The sequence below is a fragment of the Pseudoalteromonas byunsanensis genome (assembly GCF_001854475.1).
Taxonomy (GTDB): Bacteria; Pseudomonadota; Gammaproteobacteria; order Enterobacterales; family Alteromonadaceae; genus Pseudoalteromonas; species Pseudoalteromonas byunsanensis.
This window is the reverse complement of sequence record NZ_MNAN01000030.1, coordinates 146780-166098: the sequence shown is the minus strand read 5'-3', so window position 1 is coordinate 166098 and position 19319 is coordinate 146780. Positions and strand designations below refer to the sequence as shown.

The window sequence follows — 19319 nt, the reverse complement described above, 5'->3', positions numbered from 1 at the left end:
GACGCTTGTGCAAAAATATGCAGTATTTACGGGAAGTTGTCAGAGTTTACCTGCCATTCAATATTTGCTGCAGAGCAACAAGCTTGGTTGTGTTGTATTGGTAGATGCTGAGCCAAACCCAGATCTTGCGCAGTTACAATATTGGCTACAGCAAAATAACATTCAAGTTGTTGCTTATAACCAAGCGGATGACTCAAGAGTACTGGCTCGACTTGACGAGTTAGCGATAAACCGCGCTCTAGTTTATATGTTCCGGCACAAACTACGGGATAAGCTCATTCAGTATTTTGGGGGTTATCTGGTAAATCTCCACCCCAGCCCTTTACCTGAATATCGAGGCCCATTCCCTTTGTATTGGCAGCTTCGTAACGGCGAGGAAGTCACCAAGTTAACCATACATCGGGTGACAGAATCTATTGATGACGGTGATATTGCTGTTGATGTCGATATTGAGATCCACCCGTTCGATACCATGAACTCTTTACAGCAAAAAGTCGCTCAGGTCGTGCCTTATCTTATCGATACCTTTTGCCAACTTGATGAACAACAAAAACTGTCTTGGCACAAGCAAGCAGAGCACGCACATAACAGTGCGCCCGCGCTCACTGAGCAACAACTCATGGTTAATTGGTATCAACAAACCGCAAAGCAAGTCGTGAACATGGCTCGTGCGGGCAATGTTGATTCAGGCTGTGCCATTTTTGCGGTAGGTCGGGATATGTTTCAGTTATTACAAGCCAGCATAGTCGAGTGTCATCTAGCAGGTTTGCAACCGGGTACTGTTATTGAGGTAGATAGGCACCAAGGGTTGCTGATCAAAACCAAAGACGCAGCGGTACGTTTTGATGTGATAGGCACTCAGCATGGGCTATTTGATGGCTATCGATTTGCGGTTTTATTTGGCTTAGAAGCAGGTATGTCATTGTCGGATATTTAGCGTGACGACAAGTGACGATAGTTGTCAATTTTATTTGGGAAAGCAATGTTGGAGAAAAGCGATAAGTAGATGTATGTGGGTGTTATCGTTTTTTGTTATGACAATGCTTTGAATCGTACTTCAAAAGCGAGTTAACGAATGAAGATAAACATAGAGATAACCAATCAATACGGATATGACATTGCTGTCTATCCCTATAACAACGGGGCACTTCCAAGCAATAGTAATGCTGAGGTGATCACCAAGTTAGAGGGCAAAGGCGCTTTTAGCGTAGAGCGTGCGGAGTCTGCAATTGTTGACATTCCTGGTATGGGTAGCTTGTTAGTGCAGTTTATGGGTGAACAAAAACTGTCTGAGTATCACGATAAGTTTTGTGAACACCCTGATGAGTTTGATCAATGCGAGCAGATGGTGCTGATCCGTTATAAAACGTCAGAGCTGTATTGGCGTTTTCCTAGCGCATCTAACGATCCTCAGGTGACCTTGAGTGTTAATGACGTAGGCACTGTATGCATGGGTAAAACATCGGCTGGTAGCGTTCGTCAAGTTGCCCTACCAGAGTTGTTTATTCCACCGGTGTTTTCTGCTCACCCGATGGGGTATGAGCCAGAAGAGGCGGAGCAATCAGAATAGGTAGTTAAGTATTAACGCTTAAATTTTATTTGGTTATTAGTAAGTAACATAGTTGGTGTGGCACTCGAGAGCAGTAGTGAAGTCCGCTTGTCACCATCGAGTAATTTGTAAAAATAAGGACTAATTATGTCAACAGATTCTTATATCGGCACCATGAGACCGTTTGGTGGTAATTTTGCAATTCGTAGCTGGGCAAGTTGTCAGGGCCAGTTGATGGCAATATCTGAGAACACCGCGTTGTACTCTTTGATTGGCGATTTATATGGTGGAGACGGCAGAACCTCGTTTGGTTTACCTGATATGCGCGGCCGCAGTCCGCTTGGTATAGGCAAAATGCCTGGAGGTGCTCAGTACTCGCTTGCCCAGCGAGGAGGTACAGAGTACAGAACCTTGGATTTGTCACATATGCCACAGCATAACCATAGTGCAACATTTACGTCCAGTGGTGGGGCTGTATCAGGTCAGCTTGAGGTTGCAACAGACGGACCCAACCAAACAGAGCCAGATGAACAGTCTTACTTAGCAGCCAACACCAACACAGATAGTCGAATGTACTACAAGCAGCAGGGGTTCTCTCCAGCACCTACTTTAACTCAGATTGCTGGGTTAACGATAGATGGTGGCGGCGCATCTGGGAGTGTAGCTATAGGAATGACAGGCAGCTCGGACGCGTTTAGCATTATCGGTCCATTTCAGGTAGTTAACTGGCAAATGGTGTTGGAAGGTGTATATCCGTCTCGTTCTTAAATGAAGCACAGCGGGTTTTGTAAAGAGTAGCTAACAGGACCCGTTGGTACTTACAAGTATTCGTTTCTTTGCAGTTTTGGAAAGCTGTGAGTCAAGCTCTACTTGGATAGGGCTTCAAATGTATTAGCGTTTTTCCATCAGTAATGAACTTTAAATACGTATATCAAGAGCCAGCTGGAGTTTTAGGATTATGCAATTAAGTAAAATATTCAATTCATTGGGCTTACTAGCGCTTTCAATAGCTCCTATAACTCTATGGGCGGCCACGATTGATTACACCAGTGTAAGTACAGGTGGTGCTGTAAATGACTATACATCGACCGTTGGATTATCAACGAGTACAGATTTTACGATAGACTGGGGAACGGGCTTACAAGGCAGTAATGTATATACAGACCAACGAGTAACTGCTGGAACTGGAGCAATGCTGCCAGTTGATACTTCGGGAAGCGTTTTCAGTAATTCTACTGGTGGCTTTCAGTTATCCGCCACCAATAACTTCTCTATAAACTCTATGCAGCTGGGCAGAAGAGCCGATGGCAACACTGGCAGTAACGTCTTTACAATCACGGGATATAGAAGCGGAAGTGCAGTTGTTACTGATGAACTGACATGGAGTGTTTTTACTTCAAGTGGGGTTGAAACATTTACCAGAGGTTCAGGTACATGGGCGGATGACGCAGACTGGCAAGATATAGACACCTTGGTGGTAACCTGGGCAACAACCCCCAATGGTTCTGGCGTCGATGGCACGACTGACTTTCAGGAGATTGCGGTTTTAAACGCTGTGGTGACTAACCCTGTAGCATCCGACTCGACCGCGCCCACAATCAGTGAAGTAACGGCGGTGACTACGCCAACTAACGACAATACGCCTAGTTATACTTTTACGACCAATGAGGCAGGCGATTTATCGATGGGAGGCAGTTGCGGCACATCAAGCTCAACCACTATCAGTTCTACTGGAAACCAAACTATTACTCTAACCCAACCCGATAACACGTCAGGTTTGATAGATGACACATACGACGACTGTACCATTACAGTGACCGACTCCGCGGGGAACGCCAGTAGTGCACGGACAATATCTAGCTTTACGGTAGATACTGCGGCACCAACAGTAGCTGAAGTAACCGCCGTTACAACACCAACTAATGATTCAACCCCGAACTATACCTTTAGCACCACAGAAACAGGGGCTTTGTCTGTTGGTGGAAGCTGTGGTACATCTAGCTCAACGACAATTAGCAGCACGGGCAATCAAACCATTACTCTGACGGATACAGACAACTCCTCTGTGCTGGCAAGCGGCACATACAGTGATTGTACAATCACCGTTACCGACTCTGCAGGCAATGCTAATTCGGCTTTGAGTATTTCTAGTTTTACGGTAGATACTACCGCGCCAACGGTTGCAGAAGTGACTGAGGTAACTACGCCAACAAATGATAGTACGCCCAATTATGCGTTTAGTACCACAGAAACAGGGACACTGTCTGTTGGTGGAAGCTGTGGCACATCCTCCTCAACGACAATTAGCAGCACGGGCAATCATGTTATTACTCTCACTCAAACGGATAACACCTCTGCGCTGGCAAATGGTACATACAGTAATTGCACCATTACCATTACCGACTCGGCAGGCAATGCCAGCAGTACACTGAGTATTACGAGTTTTACGGTAGATACTACCGCACCAACCGTTGCAGAAGTGACAGCAGTAAGCACACCAACTAATGATTCAACCCCAAACTATACCTTTAGCACCACAGAAACAGGTACTTTGTCTGTTGGTGGCAGTTGTGGTACATCCAGCTCAACGACAATTAGTAGCACCGGTAATCAAACCATCACGTTCACGGATACTGACAACACATCTGTGTTAGCAAGTGGTACATATAGTGACTGTACGATCACCGTTACTGACTCGGCAGGTAATGCTAATACGGCTTTGAGCGTCACGAATTTTACAGTAGATACTACAGCACCGACAGTTGCAGAAGTAACGGCGGTGAGCACCCCCACGAATGATACAACACCCAGTTATACGTTTAGTACCACAGAAACAGGGACTTTGTCTGTGGGTGGCAGTTGTGGCACATCGACCTCAACGACAATTAGTAGCACGGGTAATCAAACCATCACACTGACGGATACAGATAATTCCTCAGCGCTGGCAAATGGCACATACAGTGATTGTACAATCACCGTTACCGACTCTGTAGGTAATGCCAATACGGCTTTGAGCATCACGAGTTTTACAGTAGATACTACCGCGCCAACGGTTGCAGAAGTGACTGAGGTGACCACGCCAACAAATGATAGTACGCCCAATTATACATTTAGCACCACAGAAACAGGGACATTGTCTGTCGGTGGAAGCTGTGGCACATCGACCTCAACGACAATTAGCAGCACGGGTAATCAAACCATCACACTGACGGATACAGATAATACCTCTGTGCTGGCAAGCGGCACATACAGTGATTGTACGATCACCGTTACCGACTCAGCAGGTAATGCCAATACGGCTTTAAGTATTACGAGTTTTACTGTAGATACCACAGCCCCCACGGTTGCAGAAGTGACAGCGGTGAGCACCCCCACTAATGATACAACACCCAGTTATACGTTTAGCACCACAGAAACAGGGACTCTGTCTGTCGGTGGAAGCTGCGGTACATCGACCTCAACGACAATTAGTAGCACGGGTAATCAAACCATCACACTAACGGATACGGACAACACCTCCGCGCTGGCAAATGGCACATACAGTGACTGTACGATCACCGTTACCGACTCGGCAGGTAATGCAAATACTGCACTGACAATCACTGCTTTCACTATTGATTCGACAGTGCCTACGTTTGACAGTACAAACTCGACACCAAATGATAACGCAACGAATATAACTGCTAGTAACGATATTGTTATCGATTTTAGTGAGAATATTGCCTTGGGCTCGGGCAGCATAACCATTCGCAATGTAAGCGATAGCAGCGACTTTGAAGTTTTTGATGTTGCCACTGAAAGTGATGGAACAACTACCACACCAAGTGCTGGTCGTATTGGTATCACCAATGACAAGATTTATATCAACCCTAGCAGTGACTTAAGCGGAAATCGAAATTACGCGATTCGAGTTGATGCCACAGCGGTGGATGATACCGCTGGCAACAGTTTTGCGGGTATTAGTGACGATACCACTTTCAACTTCTCCACAGCGAATACCGCGCCTGTTGTGGATCTTGACTCCAGCTCTGGCAGTGATGACAGCAGCGCTTCTTTTTCTGAAGCGGGTGGTGCGGTGAATATCGCAGCGAATGCGGCTGTAACAGAAGCAGATAGTGATACGATTACAACCATAACCGTCACGCTTACCAACGACCAAAATGGTGCTTCTGAGGGGCTTAATGTAACAGCCTCAGCACAAGATGCGTTAACGGGTATCTCAGGTTCCTCTGATATTACTTTACAAGACACCATTACCATCTCAGGAGCAACGGCAACAGCCTCAGAAGTTCAAACATTCTTACAGGCAGTTACTTATAACAATACCTCAAGTTCGCCTAACGAAACGGCTAGAACCGTGACTGTGGTGATCAATGATGGTACTGACAACAGTACTTCTCGCACAGCAACTGTATCGGTAAGCAATGTGACAGCGGCAAGCAGTACCGCAGCCAGTTTTAACACCACCAATGGAACAAACTTATCTCCAGCCATTACCTTTACCAGTGATGATGAAACGCTGACGATTGACGATACCACGCATATCTCAGGCTCGACCGCAGACGGTGGTACGGGCACCGATACACTGGTTGTTCCGACTGGTTCGAATTTGGCAAACTTTACCTCACTGACTAACTTTGAAACCTTAACACCAAGCAATGATGCGTCGTTAACACTGACAGAAACACAACATGACGCGTTTACAACCATTAATGGTTCAGGCACCAATCAGTTCACGATTTCAAGTGCTGATGGCGATCAGACACTGACAGGTGATAGCGACATTGAAACCTATGTGTTAGGTGGTGCTATGACCTTTACCATGGCAACGGCAGCACAAAATGTGACGGGCAGTAGTAGTGCTGATACCGTTAATGTGGTTGGTTTTACAGCCACAGGCGTGCTTTCAGGTGGCACAGGCACAGATATATTACAGGCAGATACTGGCGCGAATATCAGTGGCGCAACGCTAAGCAGTTTTGAGTCACTTACCTTGAGTGACAATGCCTCAGTGACAATGACCGAAGCTCAACATGATGGTTTTAGTACAGTTACCGCAGCGGGTGCTGAAACCATTACTATCAGTGATGCGAGCGATGGTTTAACCGGCGACAGTGCCATTGAGACTTATGTGCTGTCAGCGGCTAATACCTTCACCCTTGGTAGTGCTGCGCAAAACCTAACAGGCAGCAGTGGCGATGACACAGTTAATGTCGGCACATTAACGGCAACGGGGACCTTGGCAGGTGGTAGTGGTACAGATACTCTGTCAGTGTCTGATGGCGGTAGTATTGCAGGAGCAACGGTCAGTAGCTTTGAAAACCTATCGGTGAGCAGTAATGGCACGGCTACCGTTACTGTGTCTCAGTTATCTTCATTTACAGGCACGGTTACGGGCAGTGGCTCTGAGTCACTATCGGTATCGGGAGATGGCGATGTAACCACGGTTTCAGCTATAGAGAGCTATACCTTGGCGGATGACTCAACCAATAGCCGTACGGTCACGGTCAGTAGTGCGGGCCATTCGGTGACGGGGACATCAACAAGCGATGCCATTACCTTTGACCTTGGCTCTTTGACTTACACAGGCACAATCACAGGTGAAAACACCGTTGCCGATACGCTATCGTTAAGCACAGGCGCAGATATTACCGGCGCAACTATCTCGGCGGTGAGCAACCTTACATTAGCCTCTGGTGCATCTGTTGCCATGACGACAAGTCAACATGAAAGCTTCACGGGTACGATAACCGCAGAAGGGTCTGAAACCATTACCATCAGCGGCGATGGTGACTTTAGCACGCTGACTGGCATTGAAACTTACAGCGTTGGCGATGATAGCACCAACACCAGAACGGTTACGGTTTCAAGTGGTACAACTAGTGTTAGCGCAACGTCAACGACCGATGCCATCACCTTTGCTATTGGCGGTAGCGCATATACTGGTACGCTCACGGGAGATGCTACGGTTGCTGATCAGGTTCAGGTAACAGATGGGGCTGATGTGAGCGGCGGGGTGTTTACCAACATTGGTACGCTTGCTGTGGCCAGTGGCGCAACTGTCTCACTAGATGCTGCTAATCTGGGCGATTTTGCCACAGCAATCTCAGGCAGTGGCGGTAGTGAAACGTTAAAGCTAATGGATGGTGGTACATTTGATTTCTCAACCACCACAGTATCGGCAATTGAAGGTATTGCCATCGGCACCAACAACACCGCATCCATCACTTTGAGTGATAACTTTAGTGCGGATGGGCAAACGGTGTCAGTCAGCAATACCAGTGGTAGTGCCATTACCGCAGATTTAACCATTAATGCATCTGCATTTGTGAACGATGTACTTCAGATCTCTGCCACTGATTTAGACGGTGCTGACACCATTACAGGGGGCATTGGTGCTGATACCATTCGACCCGGAGCTGGTACTGACTCGATGACGGGTAATGATGGTAATGATAACTTTGTTGGTGAAGCCAGTGACCTCAATGGTGATACCATTGCCGATCTTGCTGCGGGCGATACCATCACAATTACAAATATCACAGGACTGACAACGAACAATGTCCGTTTCAATGGTACCGGTACGTTTGAAGTGGATACCGATGCAACCACGTTTGCAAGTCCTGAGGTTTTCATCACACTGACTAATGCACCGGGCAATGACTTGGTGTACACCGTGGCTGATTCAGGCAGTGATACACTGATAACATTTGTAGCCGCAAATGAAGCGCCTGTGTTTAGTAGCCTGAATGGCGGCAGCACCTTTACTGAAAACGGCTCCGTAGTGGCAATAGACTCCGATGTGACCGTTGCAGATACCGAGCTTGATGCGCTAAATAGCAACAATGGTAACTATGATGGTGCCACCTTGACGATTACGCGCACTGGTGGTGCAAATTCACAAGACGTATTTAGCAATACTGGATTGCTCGGTACTTTAGTGCAAGGCAATACCTTTACTTACAACAGCACAACGATTGGTACGGTTACCACTAACTCATCAGGCACCTTGGTCTTGAGTTTCAACAGCAGTGCAACGTCTGAGCTGGTGGATAGTACATTACAGTCAATCGGCTATAGCAATAGTTCAGAAGACCCAAGTTCACCGGTAACGTTGAGCTATACCTTTAGTGATGGCGCCGCAAGCAGTTCAGGAGTGAACCAAGCTTCTGTAACGATCAGTGCAGTGAATGATGCTCCAACAGATATTGCACTAACAGCAACCAGTATTAATCAGTCTAATACGGGGGCTTCAGCTAGTGTGGCGACGGCTAGCACCACGGATGTGGAAAGCGCTGATAGCCATACCTACAGCTTGGTTAGTTCAGGTGTCAGTGATGGCGGAACTTGTAGTGCAAGTACCGGCAATGGCAGTTTTCAATTTACGGGTAGCGCGCTTCAAACCCAAGCGTCTACTTCACCGGGTGATTATGTTATCTGTGTGCAAACCAGTGATGGTTCAGCCAGCTTCCAAGAGTCATTCACAATTACGGTTGTTGATGATGTTGTGCCTAATGCACCATCAACACCAGATTTGGATGCAGGTTCAGATACGGGTGCCTCAAGTACGGACAATATTACCAGCGACACCACACCAACCTTTAGCGGAACGGCAGAAAGCGGTTCAACGGTTACCTTATACAGCGATCAAGTGGGTGGCGGCGCGACCTCAATCGGCAGTGGCACGGCAACGGGCGGTAACTGGCAAATTACCACCAGTACACTGGCTTCAGGTGTTGCTCACTCAATTACCGCTAAAGCAACAGATTCGGCTAACAATGTGAGCAGTAGCTCGAGTTCGTTGAGTGTTACGATAGATTCAACAGCTCCTTCTAGCCCGAGTACACCAGACTTGGCGGATGCCAGTGACAGTGGTACATCAAACACGGATAATTTAACCAATGATACTACGGCAACGTTTACAGGTACTGGCACAACAGGCGATACCATTACATTGATTTCTGATGTTGATGGCTCGGTCGGCAGTGTGGTAGTTAGTGGTGGTAGCTGGAGCATTACCAGCTCAGCGCTATCTTCTGGTGCGCATGCTATTTCAGCGCGTGCGACCGATACCGCAGGTAACAATACTGAAAGCGCAAGCTTGAGTGTGACCATAGACACCACAGCACCAACGGGAGTCACAGCGAGCATAGACCAAAGTAAAATTGATGCCGATAACGAAGCGGCAATGAGCTTTACATTATCTGGCCTAGAGGGCTCAGGTAGCTTCACTTATCAGGTTTCCGATGGTATTAACACGGTGAATAGCGCAACGGCCAATACTATCACCAGTGCATCTGAGCAAGTTACTTCAATTGATGTAACCAACCTTGATGAAGGCACTCTTACACTTTCGGTGACAGTGACTGATACAGCAGGTAATGAAAGCTCAGCGTTTACCGATACCGTAACCAAACAGTACAACGATGTGCCAGTGCTGTCTGGCACGCCTGCAACCAGTGTGAATGAAGACAGTGCTTACAACTTTACCCCCATATTAACGGACTCAGATTCTGGTGATACGCATACCTTTAGTATTACCAATCAACCTTCGTGGGCAAGTTTTGATACTAGCACTGGTGCGTTGACTGGTACGCCAGATGACAGCCATGTGGGCACGACATCTAATATCCAAATATCAGTCAGTGACGGCTCAGATTCGGCAAGTCTTAGCGCCTTTAGTATTGAAGTCGTTAACACCAATGATGCGCCAACAGCGCAAGATACCAGCTATACCATTGATGAGGGGGGGACAGCATCCGCCGATAGCACTAATGGTTTATTGAGTTTGGCAGATGACGATGACTTGGACTCTAGTGACAGTTTAACCATAGTGAAAGACAGCGACCCTCAATATGGCACGCTCACGCTCAGCGGTGATGGCAGCTTTAGTTATGTACATGACGGTAGTGAGAATCATACGGATAGTTTCACTTACCATGTTGAAGACAGCAGCAATACTAGTTCGCCTGTTTATACTGTGACCATCAATATGAATGCTGTGGAAGATGCGCCAACAGCGGTTAATGATACTCTGACGACGCTTGAAGACACTGCTAATTCACTCAATGTGCTGTCAAACGACAGCGACCCTGAAGGTAATATGGTTGCATCATCCGTGGTTGTGAAAACAGCACCGAGTCAGGGGCAAGTATCTGTGAGTAATGGCACGATTACCTATACTCCGGATGCCAATAGCAATGGTTCAGATTCATTTACTTACACAGTGAAAGACAATGAGCAGACAGAGTCGAATGAGGCAACAGTATCTATTACCATCACGGCCGTAAATGACTTGCCAGTGGCTGCGGACTTTACGCCTAACATTGACGAGGATACTGCCACATCTGCGCTTGCAATCAGAGCTAGTGCCAGCGATGTAGAAGATACCAACCCAACTGGTAATATCACGCTAGAAACACAACCAAGTAAAGGTAGTGCAAGTATTGACCAAACCGCAGGGACACTCACATACACTCCAAATGCCAATGAAACGGGTGGCGATAGCTTCACTTATTCAATACTCGACAGTGAAGGTGGGCAATCAAATATTGCGACCATTTCTGTCAACATTGGTGCTGTGAACGACCGCCCAGTTGCGGGAGATGACTCCACAACCACCAATGAAGATACGGCAACCACGTTGGCTATTTTGAGCAATGATTCGGATGTGGAAGATAGTGGTTTTGTCGGCGCAGATATCGAGCTGCAAGATCAAGGTAACGGCGCTGGAGTATACACGCTTGCTAGTGTATCGGTCGGTGCTGATGGTGTATTAACGATTTCACCAAATCAGGATCTAAATGGTGTGCTTGCCTTTACCTATACGGTTGAAGACAGTGATGGCCTGCGTTCAGACCCAGCGACAGTTACGGTAAACATTACCGCAGTCAACGATGCGCCGGTAGCGGTCGATAACACCGCGCAATTAGTTGAAGACGGCAGTATCGAAATTAACGTATTGGGTAATGATACCGATGTTGATAGTCAGCTTGACGCATCAAGTGTGACGGTTGTGACTCAAGCGCAAGGGGGGAGTGCGCAAGTACAGGCTTCGGGTAGTATTCTTTATACGCCAAATGCAAACTTCTTCGGAAGTGACAGCTTTACGTACACCGTCCAAGACACCGAGGGATTAGCTTCCAATCAAGCCACGGTGACTATCACGGTAGACTCTGTGAATGATGTACCTGTTATCTCGGGTACACCAAGCACCACAGTTAATGAAGATGAAGCATATCGCTTTATTCCAACCGCCAGTGATGCAGACGCTGATACCTTAACCTTTAGCGTGGCTAACTTACCTGTTTGGGCAAACTTTAACGACACTACGGGTGAAATCTCAGGCACACCAGTGGAGGGCCAACAAGGTACTTACTCAGATATTTTGGTGTCGGTCAGTGATGGTCAAAGCTCGGTTTCGTTGGCAGTATTTAGTATTGTCGTGAGTGCGGTAAATGATGCTCCAGAGATCTCAGGAACACCCAGCACATTGGTCAATCAGGATGAACAATATAGTTTCACACCTCAAGCGACAGATGTTGACTCTGAGACCTTAACTTTCAGTATTGAAAATGCGCCAAGTTGGGCAAGTTTTGACACTGCAACGGGGGTATTGACAGGCACACCGGATATTGACGATGTAGGTACCTACTCAGGTATTATCATCGCGGTCAGTGATGGTGAGTTCCAAGCCAGTCTCGACTCATTTGATATCACGGTCGTAGCCGTAAACGCGGCACCTATTGCCAACAACATGCAGCGCAATGTCAATGAAGATGGCACAACTAGTTTTGTGGCAGATGTAAGTGATGCTGACGGTGATACACTAACCATTGAGTTGCAAGATTTACCACAAAATGGTGTCGCATTAGTACAAGGAACCGTCTTAACTTATACACCACTGCCAAACTTCAATGGTGCCGATAGCTTTAGTTACATTGCTTCAGACGGCGAGTTGCAATCTGATGTTGCTACCGTAAGCATTAACGTTGTGCCAGTAAACGACGCACCGATAGCCCTTGATGATGCGTTTACTTTCACGGCTGTGCCAAGCAATCAATATAGCCTAACAGTGTTAGACAATGACTCTGACCCAGATGGTGGACCGCTTAGTATCATTGGGGCAAAAGCGTCGTTAGGAAGTGTCAGCATTAGCGGCAATACTCTGACTTATCAGGCCGTGCCTAACGCGCAAGGTCCGATAGTGGTTGATTACGTCATTGAAGATGAGGGCAAAGCCAGAGCATCTGCGAAAGCCATGGTGAGTATTACCAACGCAGGTGGTGGACAAGCACCGACCATCATCGCGCCAAATGATGTCACAGTGAATGCTACTGGTTTATATACCAAAGTCGACTTAGGCACAGCGGTGGCGACCGACTCTCAAGGTAATTCACTTCCAGTATCCTTGTTAAATGGATTCCCACTGTTTTCACCGGGTCCAAACATTGCTTACTGGCAAGCGACTGACGGGCAGGGTCTACAAGCAACGGTAAGCCAAAATGTTAATGTGATCCCTCTGGTATCACTACAGAAAAACAATCGAATTGCTGAGGGTAACAAACACCGTGTTGCGGTCTATCTAAACGGTCGTTCACCCAGCTATCCGGTAACAATCCCGTATACAGTATCCGGCACCGCAGACAGTGCAGATCATGACCTACAGGATGGTGAAGTAGTGATTAACTCTGGTTTCCTAACTCACATTGAGTTTGAAGTATTTGCTGATGGTGACGCTGAAGGCAATGAAACCATAGTGATCACCTTAGATAGCAGCTTGAACCTAGGTACGCGCGTTTCATCGACAGTAACAATTTCGGAAGCGAATATTGCGCCATCGCTTAAGACAAAAGTGACACAGTCAGGTGAAGAGCGAGAGCTCGTTACTGCAACTGATAACCAAGTGACTATTTCAGCTATTGCCGCAGACACCAACCCTAGCGATCAGGTTAGTATCTCTTGGCAAACAAGTGCACCTGTGGTGAACGTTTCACCTAGCCCAGAACAGTTCATATTCAATCCAATAAATGTGGTACCGGGTATCTATAAAGTAGAAGTTATCGCAAAAGATAACGGTACACCGAGCTTATCAACACGAAAAGATGTGTACATTGAAGTGATTGAGTCACTTGGGCAGCTTGGTGCTACAGACTCAGATGGAGATTTAATTCCTGATTCACAAGAAGGGTATACCGACTCAGATGGTGATGGTATTCCTGATTATCAGGATGCTATCTCTGAGTGTAATGTGATGCAAGAGCGTGCGCTTGAAGCCACACAGTTCTTAGTTGAAGGTGACCCAGGAGTGTGTCTACGCAAAGGGGCAACGGTATCTCAGAATCAGACCGGTGGTGTGGAGTTGTTCGATAGTGAGCTACCAGAGGATCCGAATGCGATAAATATTGGCGGCGTGTTTGATTATATTGCTACGGGGCTACCGCAAGATGGTGATACCTATAGCATAGTGTTACCACAACGAGTGCCTGTGCCACAGGGTTCAGTGTATAGAAAACTAAAAGACGGCCAATGGCATGACTTTGTTATTGATGACAAAAATCAGGTGCTAACAGCGCAGGGTGAGCCGGGCTTCTGCCCACCTCCAGGTGATGGCCAATGGACTGCGGGCTTAACTGTAGGTAGTTGGTGTGTGCAGCTAAATATTGTTGATGGTGGACCAAACGATGATGATGGCTTAGCTAATGGTGTGATTGTTGACCCAGGTGGTATCGCGGTACCAGTCACGACCAATACCTTCCCTGTGGCCAATGCTGATTCGGTAACAATTGTTTCAGGACAAGCCATTGTTATTGATGTGCTCAATAACGATAGCGATGCAGATGGAGATACACTATCTGTAACGGGCGCTACAGTTGATTTTGGAATCGTGATAGTGCAAGACAATCAACTGCACTATACACCGCCTGCGACGTTTATTGGTGAAGCGATGATCCAATATAGTGTTACAGATGGTCAAGGAGGCACATCTTACAGTACAGCAACGGTTTCCATTAAGACGAATCAGGCTCCTGTGGCGGTAGACGACACTGCGGTATCTAACGGCTCGGCATTGGTGATTGATGTACTTGCTAATGACAGTGACCCAGAAGGTACTGCTCTGTACTTAGTATCAGCAACAGCTGAGCATGGCAGCGTTACAGTTAATGTAGATAATACATTGGCTTATACGCCACAAGCAGGGTTTAATGGGACAGACACCATCACTTATGTGGTTCGCGATGAATATGGTGCGACATCACAAGGTACGGTGAGTGTGACCGTGACCGTCAATTCGCAACAAAATACAACCATTACTAACAGTTCATCAGGCTCATTTGGAGGGCTACTTGTGTTACTAACATCAGCCATGTTTATCCGTCGTAGAAAGTCGTTGTTACCAGTATTTGCATTGGTGAGCATCGCTTGTTTATTCAATACACCAGTTCAAGCTTCTGATTGGAAGGTAACTGGTTCATTAGGTCAAGCAACTGCTGATGCTCAATTTACGCAACCTGAAATAGCAATGGTAAAGATTGATGACAAGGGAACCAGCTGGTCCTTTGGGGCATTTTACAATGTTGCGCCAAATTGGTATGCCGGCATTAGATATATCAACCTAGGTGAGGCCAGTGTCAGTTTTTCAGGCAGTGTGAGTGACCCAAGTCAGACGCATAGCATGTTGGCGGATGTTGCGCCAGTGTTACCTGAGGGAGTGTCTGTCCAAGTAGACTACTCGAAGAGCTTGGCAAATCAGTTTGAAGGTAAAATCTTTTTTGGAGCACTTAATTGGCAGTATGAAATTGAAAGTGTGCGTGATGGCAGTACTTCGCAAAAGTATGAAGACAGTGGTACGAGTGCGTATTTAGGTGCAGGTGTTCACTATGCAATTTCAACCAAAATCACCTTGGGGCTAGATTATAGCTATTACTTTGTTTCAAAGAATGACATAGACGAAATAGCCTTGAGCGTACAATACCGTTTCTAGCTAGTCGTTAGTCAAAAAAGCCCCTAAAAATAGGGGCTTTTTACTTTAGTATTTAACTAGATGTCGTTAAAACAATGTGGTCACTTATCCCAATAAGATTGTTCTAGTGAATCCTCACGCTCTGGTAATCCACGAGAGAGGCGAGGTGAATGTTGAACCAACACTTCATAGCTTGCGCGATTGGCATATTTGCTGATTTGCGCCAAAGAAGAATAGGTTATTGCCTGTTGTTCATGCTTTGCTGAGTTTGGCACATTTAATTTGTGATACTCGTTTGCAGATAAGTCATGTAATACCGCGGCCAACGCACAGTCACCCGCGCCATTAGTGTTCTTAATAGTGTCGGGACCACCCATATATGGCGCAGTATGGCTGTATGCCCTGATTGGGTTTTTACAGTCAGCCTTGCGCATTCCACGAGAAAACTCGTAGCGATTAAATTCAGCAATAGCACCTGGCAGCAGCGGGTACTCAGTTTCGCGCTTGAACCTATCATCTACATAGCCGGCCATAAATAATCCTCTAGGGCCCGCTGTACAAATCACCAGATCTACCCAATCAAGCGCTTTGTCAGCGGCAAGTAATGGGTCGTTAAAGCCTGTAATTGCCTCGCCTTCTTCTTCATTCATAGCGAGAATATCGACGTGCTTCTCAACGAACTCGGCCCACCACTGAGGGTCTTGCTCAATTAGAAATTTGGTGCCCAAAGTCAACACCACTGGTACACCTGCCTGGTTAGCATAATGTACCGCTTGTAACGTGGCTTGTGTCATGGTTTCGTTAGCGGTGGTACGCATCAAGTAGGCGCTGATCACAAGTGCCGATGCATTCTCAATTAAAGATTGAGAAATTGACTCAGGACGTAAATGGTTCATCAGTCCAGCACTTATCGCGAAGGTGCGCTCCCCACTGTCATCTATTAGCGTAAAGCAGCGACCGATTGGGCCATCCACAGGTTGCAGGTGATTCAAATCAACTCGGCTTGAGGTATTACACAAAAACTTGTAAGCATAGCTGCCCACTTTTATGTTTTCACTCATAACGCCCAGCAGTACCGAACGGTCATCCGCTAAGACTGAGTAATTGTGCATTGTGTTGCCGATGGTACCGCCAGCAAATTCGTAATCAATCATGTTATCGCGCTTTAGGCGCTCGTAAAGCGCATTGGTAATATCGCTTTCGATTACTTGCGACATACCGCGTTGCAGACCAAATTCATCTAAGAAGGCTTGATCAACTTTTGCTTCGATATCAACAACGATTTGGTCTATACCGCAAATATAACTATGCTTTAAACCGCTATCACTACCTAACTGGTTGATTAGTGGGTCTTTATCTTCCACTGGAAAATAATGTTTATGCCTACGGCGTCCCGGAAATTTCATGTTTTACCCGTGTGTGTTGAGCTCAGGAAATAAAAAAAGCGGCGAATTATAGCTTAAGTGTAGCCTCAAGGGCCATGTGATTTTGCGATTTTCTAGGATGATTGCACTAATATGACGAAAAATAATCAGTTTATAAGTGAATTTACCTAAAATAGTTATTAACTAGAGCAGGGTAGTCGTTGGCTCCATTGAACAAGGTGCGCAGGTTTATCGTATAGCCAGTTCACGATATACTAAAAAGCGATTCTTTTATTAAAATTAACCTTCATGAACGAGCAAGAACAAGATCAATACTGGATGTCTCAGGCGCTAATATACGCTGATAAAGCAGAGCAGCAGGATGAAATTCCTGTGGGTGCGGTGGTGGTAAAAGACAACCAGTTGATTTCGGCGGGTTGGAATCAATCTATTTGTCAGCATGACCCCTCAGCTCACGCTGAAATGCAAGCTATCCGAGAGGCGGGTAAGGTGCTGGAAAATTATCGCTTGGTTGATTGTACTTTGTACGTGACACTGGAACCTTGCCCAATGTGTGCAGGGTTGTTAGTGCATAGCCGCTTAAAGCGAGTAGTGTTTGGTGCAAGAGATGCCAAAACTGGAGCGGCAGGGTCGATAATGAATCTTGTCAAAGAGCCTAGGCTAAACCATCAATTAGAGGTGACTGAAGGGGTACTCGCTGAACAGTGTAGCGATAAGTTGTCGGCTTTTTTTAAACGTCGCCGGCAAGAGATCAAGGCCGCAAAAAAGTTAAAAAAAGCGACTCAAGGTTGAGCCGCCATTTCTTCCATCTGCAATAGTGCAAATAATTTTCTTCGCAGTAGCACTTTTTTGTGTGCGTTTTTTAACATGACACGACGTCTGTTTGGAGAAGTATGTCGTGTATTACGTTTAAATTGATGAGTTCGACGTCTTTTTAGCATCAGAACCTCCTTATATGTGTGAGAGAAAAGCACGCGGGCAGCATTACAACTCTACATTGCAGTTTAATGACACTTCATGATTAGGAAGCAAGCTATTTGCCAGAAGTTACATCGAGCGCATTATTTTCGTCTAGCCAGACCAATGCATCGTAGTAGCGTCGGATGTTGTCAACATACTGTACCGCAACATCTCCGCGCGCATATCCATATTTGGTCTTTCGATAGTAGCGCTTTTTTATCAGCAACGGTAGTCGTTTTTTTACATCTGCCCAACTGTCAGGATCAGCCCCTTGTTGCTGGGTAATGATCCTAGCATCATTAACATGCCCCCATCCAACGTTATACGATGCTAATGCAAACCAAGTTCTGTCTGGGTAGGCAATTCTTTTCGGAATACGCTTCAATAATTTCGCTAAATAATCGGCACCACCGCGAATATTTTGCTCTGGTTCGAGGCGATTTGTGACCCCAACCTGTTTTGCCGTAGGTTGAGTCAGCATCATGATCCCACGTACACCAGTCGGTGACTTAGCTCTTGGGTCCCACATGGACTCTTGATAGCTCAGTGCAGCAAGTAAACGCCAATCTATATTTTTTGCATATTTTTTAAACCATGCCTGATAGGTTGGCAAAACCTCGTGAGCTGCCTCAACGAACGCCAGTGCATTAACATAGTTAAATGAAGATATATGGCCGTAGTATTTTTCTTCAAGGGTGTAAAGTACATCGGTTTTATTCAATTGAGCAAAAAATGGTAACAGTAGTGCATAGAGCGAATCATCATTGTCGTTGCGCATAACCCATGAGATGGGCTCGCCCCTAGTGATAGAAAAGCCAATGCTAACGGTAGGGTGATAACGGCGAAACAGCGCAAGAGTGTGGGAGTCTGCAATGGTGTAATCTATCTGTTCATCAATGATTGCAAGCAGCAGCTCTTCTTCATCCATGTCGCTAATAGCAAGCCAATCTAAAGACGGATGCTGTTGTTTGAGTGCTTGCAAGGTGAGTACATGACTAGAGCCAGCCAACACGGTAATGGGTTTGTCTATATCTTCGATGCTTCGTGGTCTTGTTCGACCTTGTTTGAACACAAGCTTTTGGCTAATTGAGCGGTAGCTCGGACCAAAACGATATAGCTGTGTTCTATTTGGATGATAGCTCAGACCTGAAGCGATTAAATCCAGATCTCCTGAATTTAAGCGGGCAAACATCTCAGGCAAGCTGAAAAATGGCACCATTTGTAAGTTGACGCCCAAGTAGTCTGCAAATTCGGCGCTGAGTTCATATTCGTAGCCTTGTTCGCCATTTCGAGCCTGAAAGTAATTCCCTGGGCCCGCTAATGTACCTACACGGATCACTTGTTTTTGTTTTATAACTTCGAGCTGGTTTTTTGGCGTCTTTTCGCATCCACTCAGGATAACGAACAAAACAATGGCCAGTAGCCACTTAAGTGCCTGCATACGTTCTCCTGATTAGGGTAA

Annotated in this window: 7 protein-coding genes; 5 read left to right on the top strand and 2 right to left on the bottom strand. The window is 46.3% G+C overall.

The annotated features are described in order from the left end of the window. Window positions 1-7 precede the first annotated feature (7 nt). The 4 genes from BIW53_RS10260 to BIW53_RS10245 all read left to right on the top strand — a co-directional run bounded on the left by BIW53_RS10260 (window position 8) and on the right by BIW53_RS10245 (window position 15533). Window positions 8-937 (top strand): methionyl-tRNA formyltransferase, encoded by a 930-nt coding sequence (locus BIW53_RS10260; protein ID WP_175442117.1) that lies wholly within the window; start codon window positions 8-10, stop codon window positions 935-937. Window positions 938-1075: 138 nt separating this feature from the next. After that, window positions 1076-1570 carry a hypothetical protein gene (locus BIW53_RS10255; protein WP_070991785.1) on the top strand — a complete coding sequence of 165 codons (495 nt, stop codon included), beginning with the start codon at window positions 1076-1078 and terminating at the stop codon, window positions 1568-1570. A 126-nt stretch (window positions 1571-1696) separates the two neighbouring features. Continuing rightward, the gene (locus BIW53_RS10250; RefSeq protein ID WP_070991784.1) at window positions 1697-2317 is read left to right on the top strand and encodes a phage tail protein; all 621 of its coding nucleotides are present in this window, start codon (window positions 1697-1699) and stop codon (window positions 2315-2317) included. Between the two features lie 190 nt (window positions 2318-2507). Further along, the gene (locus tag BIW53_RS10245; RefSeq protein ID WP_070991783.1) at window positions 2508-15533 is read left to right on the top strand and encodes an Ig-like domain-containing protein; all 13026 of its coding nucleotides are present in this window, start codon (window positions 2508-2510) and stop codon (window positions 15531-15533) included. 80 nt (window positions 15534-15613) lie between these two features. Here BIW53_RS10245 and BIW53_RS10240 read toward each other — a convergent pair whose 3' ends face one another. Next, complete coding sequence (locus BIW53_RS10240; RefSeq protein ID WP_070991782.1) at window positions 15614-16918, bottom strand: inosine/guanosine kinase; 1305 nt, start codon at window positions 16916-16918, stop codon at window positions 15614-15616. 267 nt (window positions 16919-17185) lie between these two features. Here BIW53_RS10240 and tadA point away from each other — a divergent pair, with 267 nt between their 5' ends. Beyond that, on the top strand, window positions 17186-17689 hold the full coding sequence (gene tadA, locus BIW53_RS10235) for a tRNA adenosine(34) deaminase TadA (protein WP_070991781.1): 504 nt from the start codon (window positions 17186-17188) through the stop codon (window positions 17687-17689). A gap of 241 nt (window positions 17690-17930) precedes the next feature. On the opposite strand, the gene mltF is transcribed toward tadA, so the two are convergent. Next, entirely contained in the window at window positions 17931-19298 is a 1368-nt protein-coding gene (gene mltF / locus BIW53_RS10230; protein WP_070991780.1) for a membrane-bound lytic murein transglycosylase MltF, read from the bottom strand. Window positions 19299-19319: the final 21 nt, after the last annotated feature.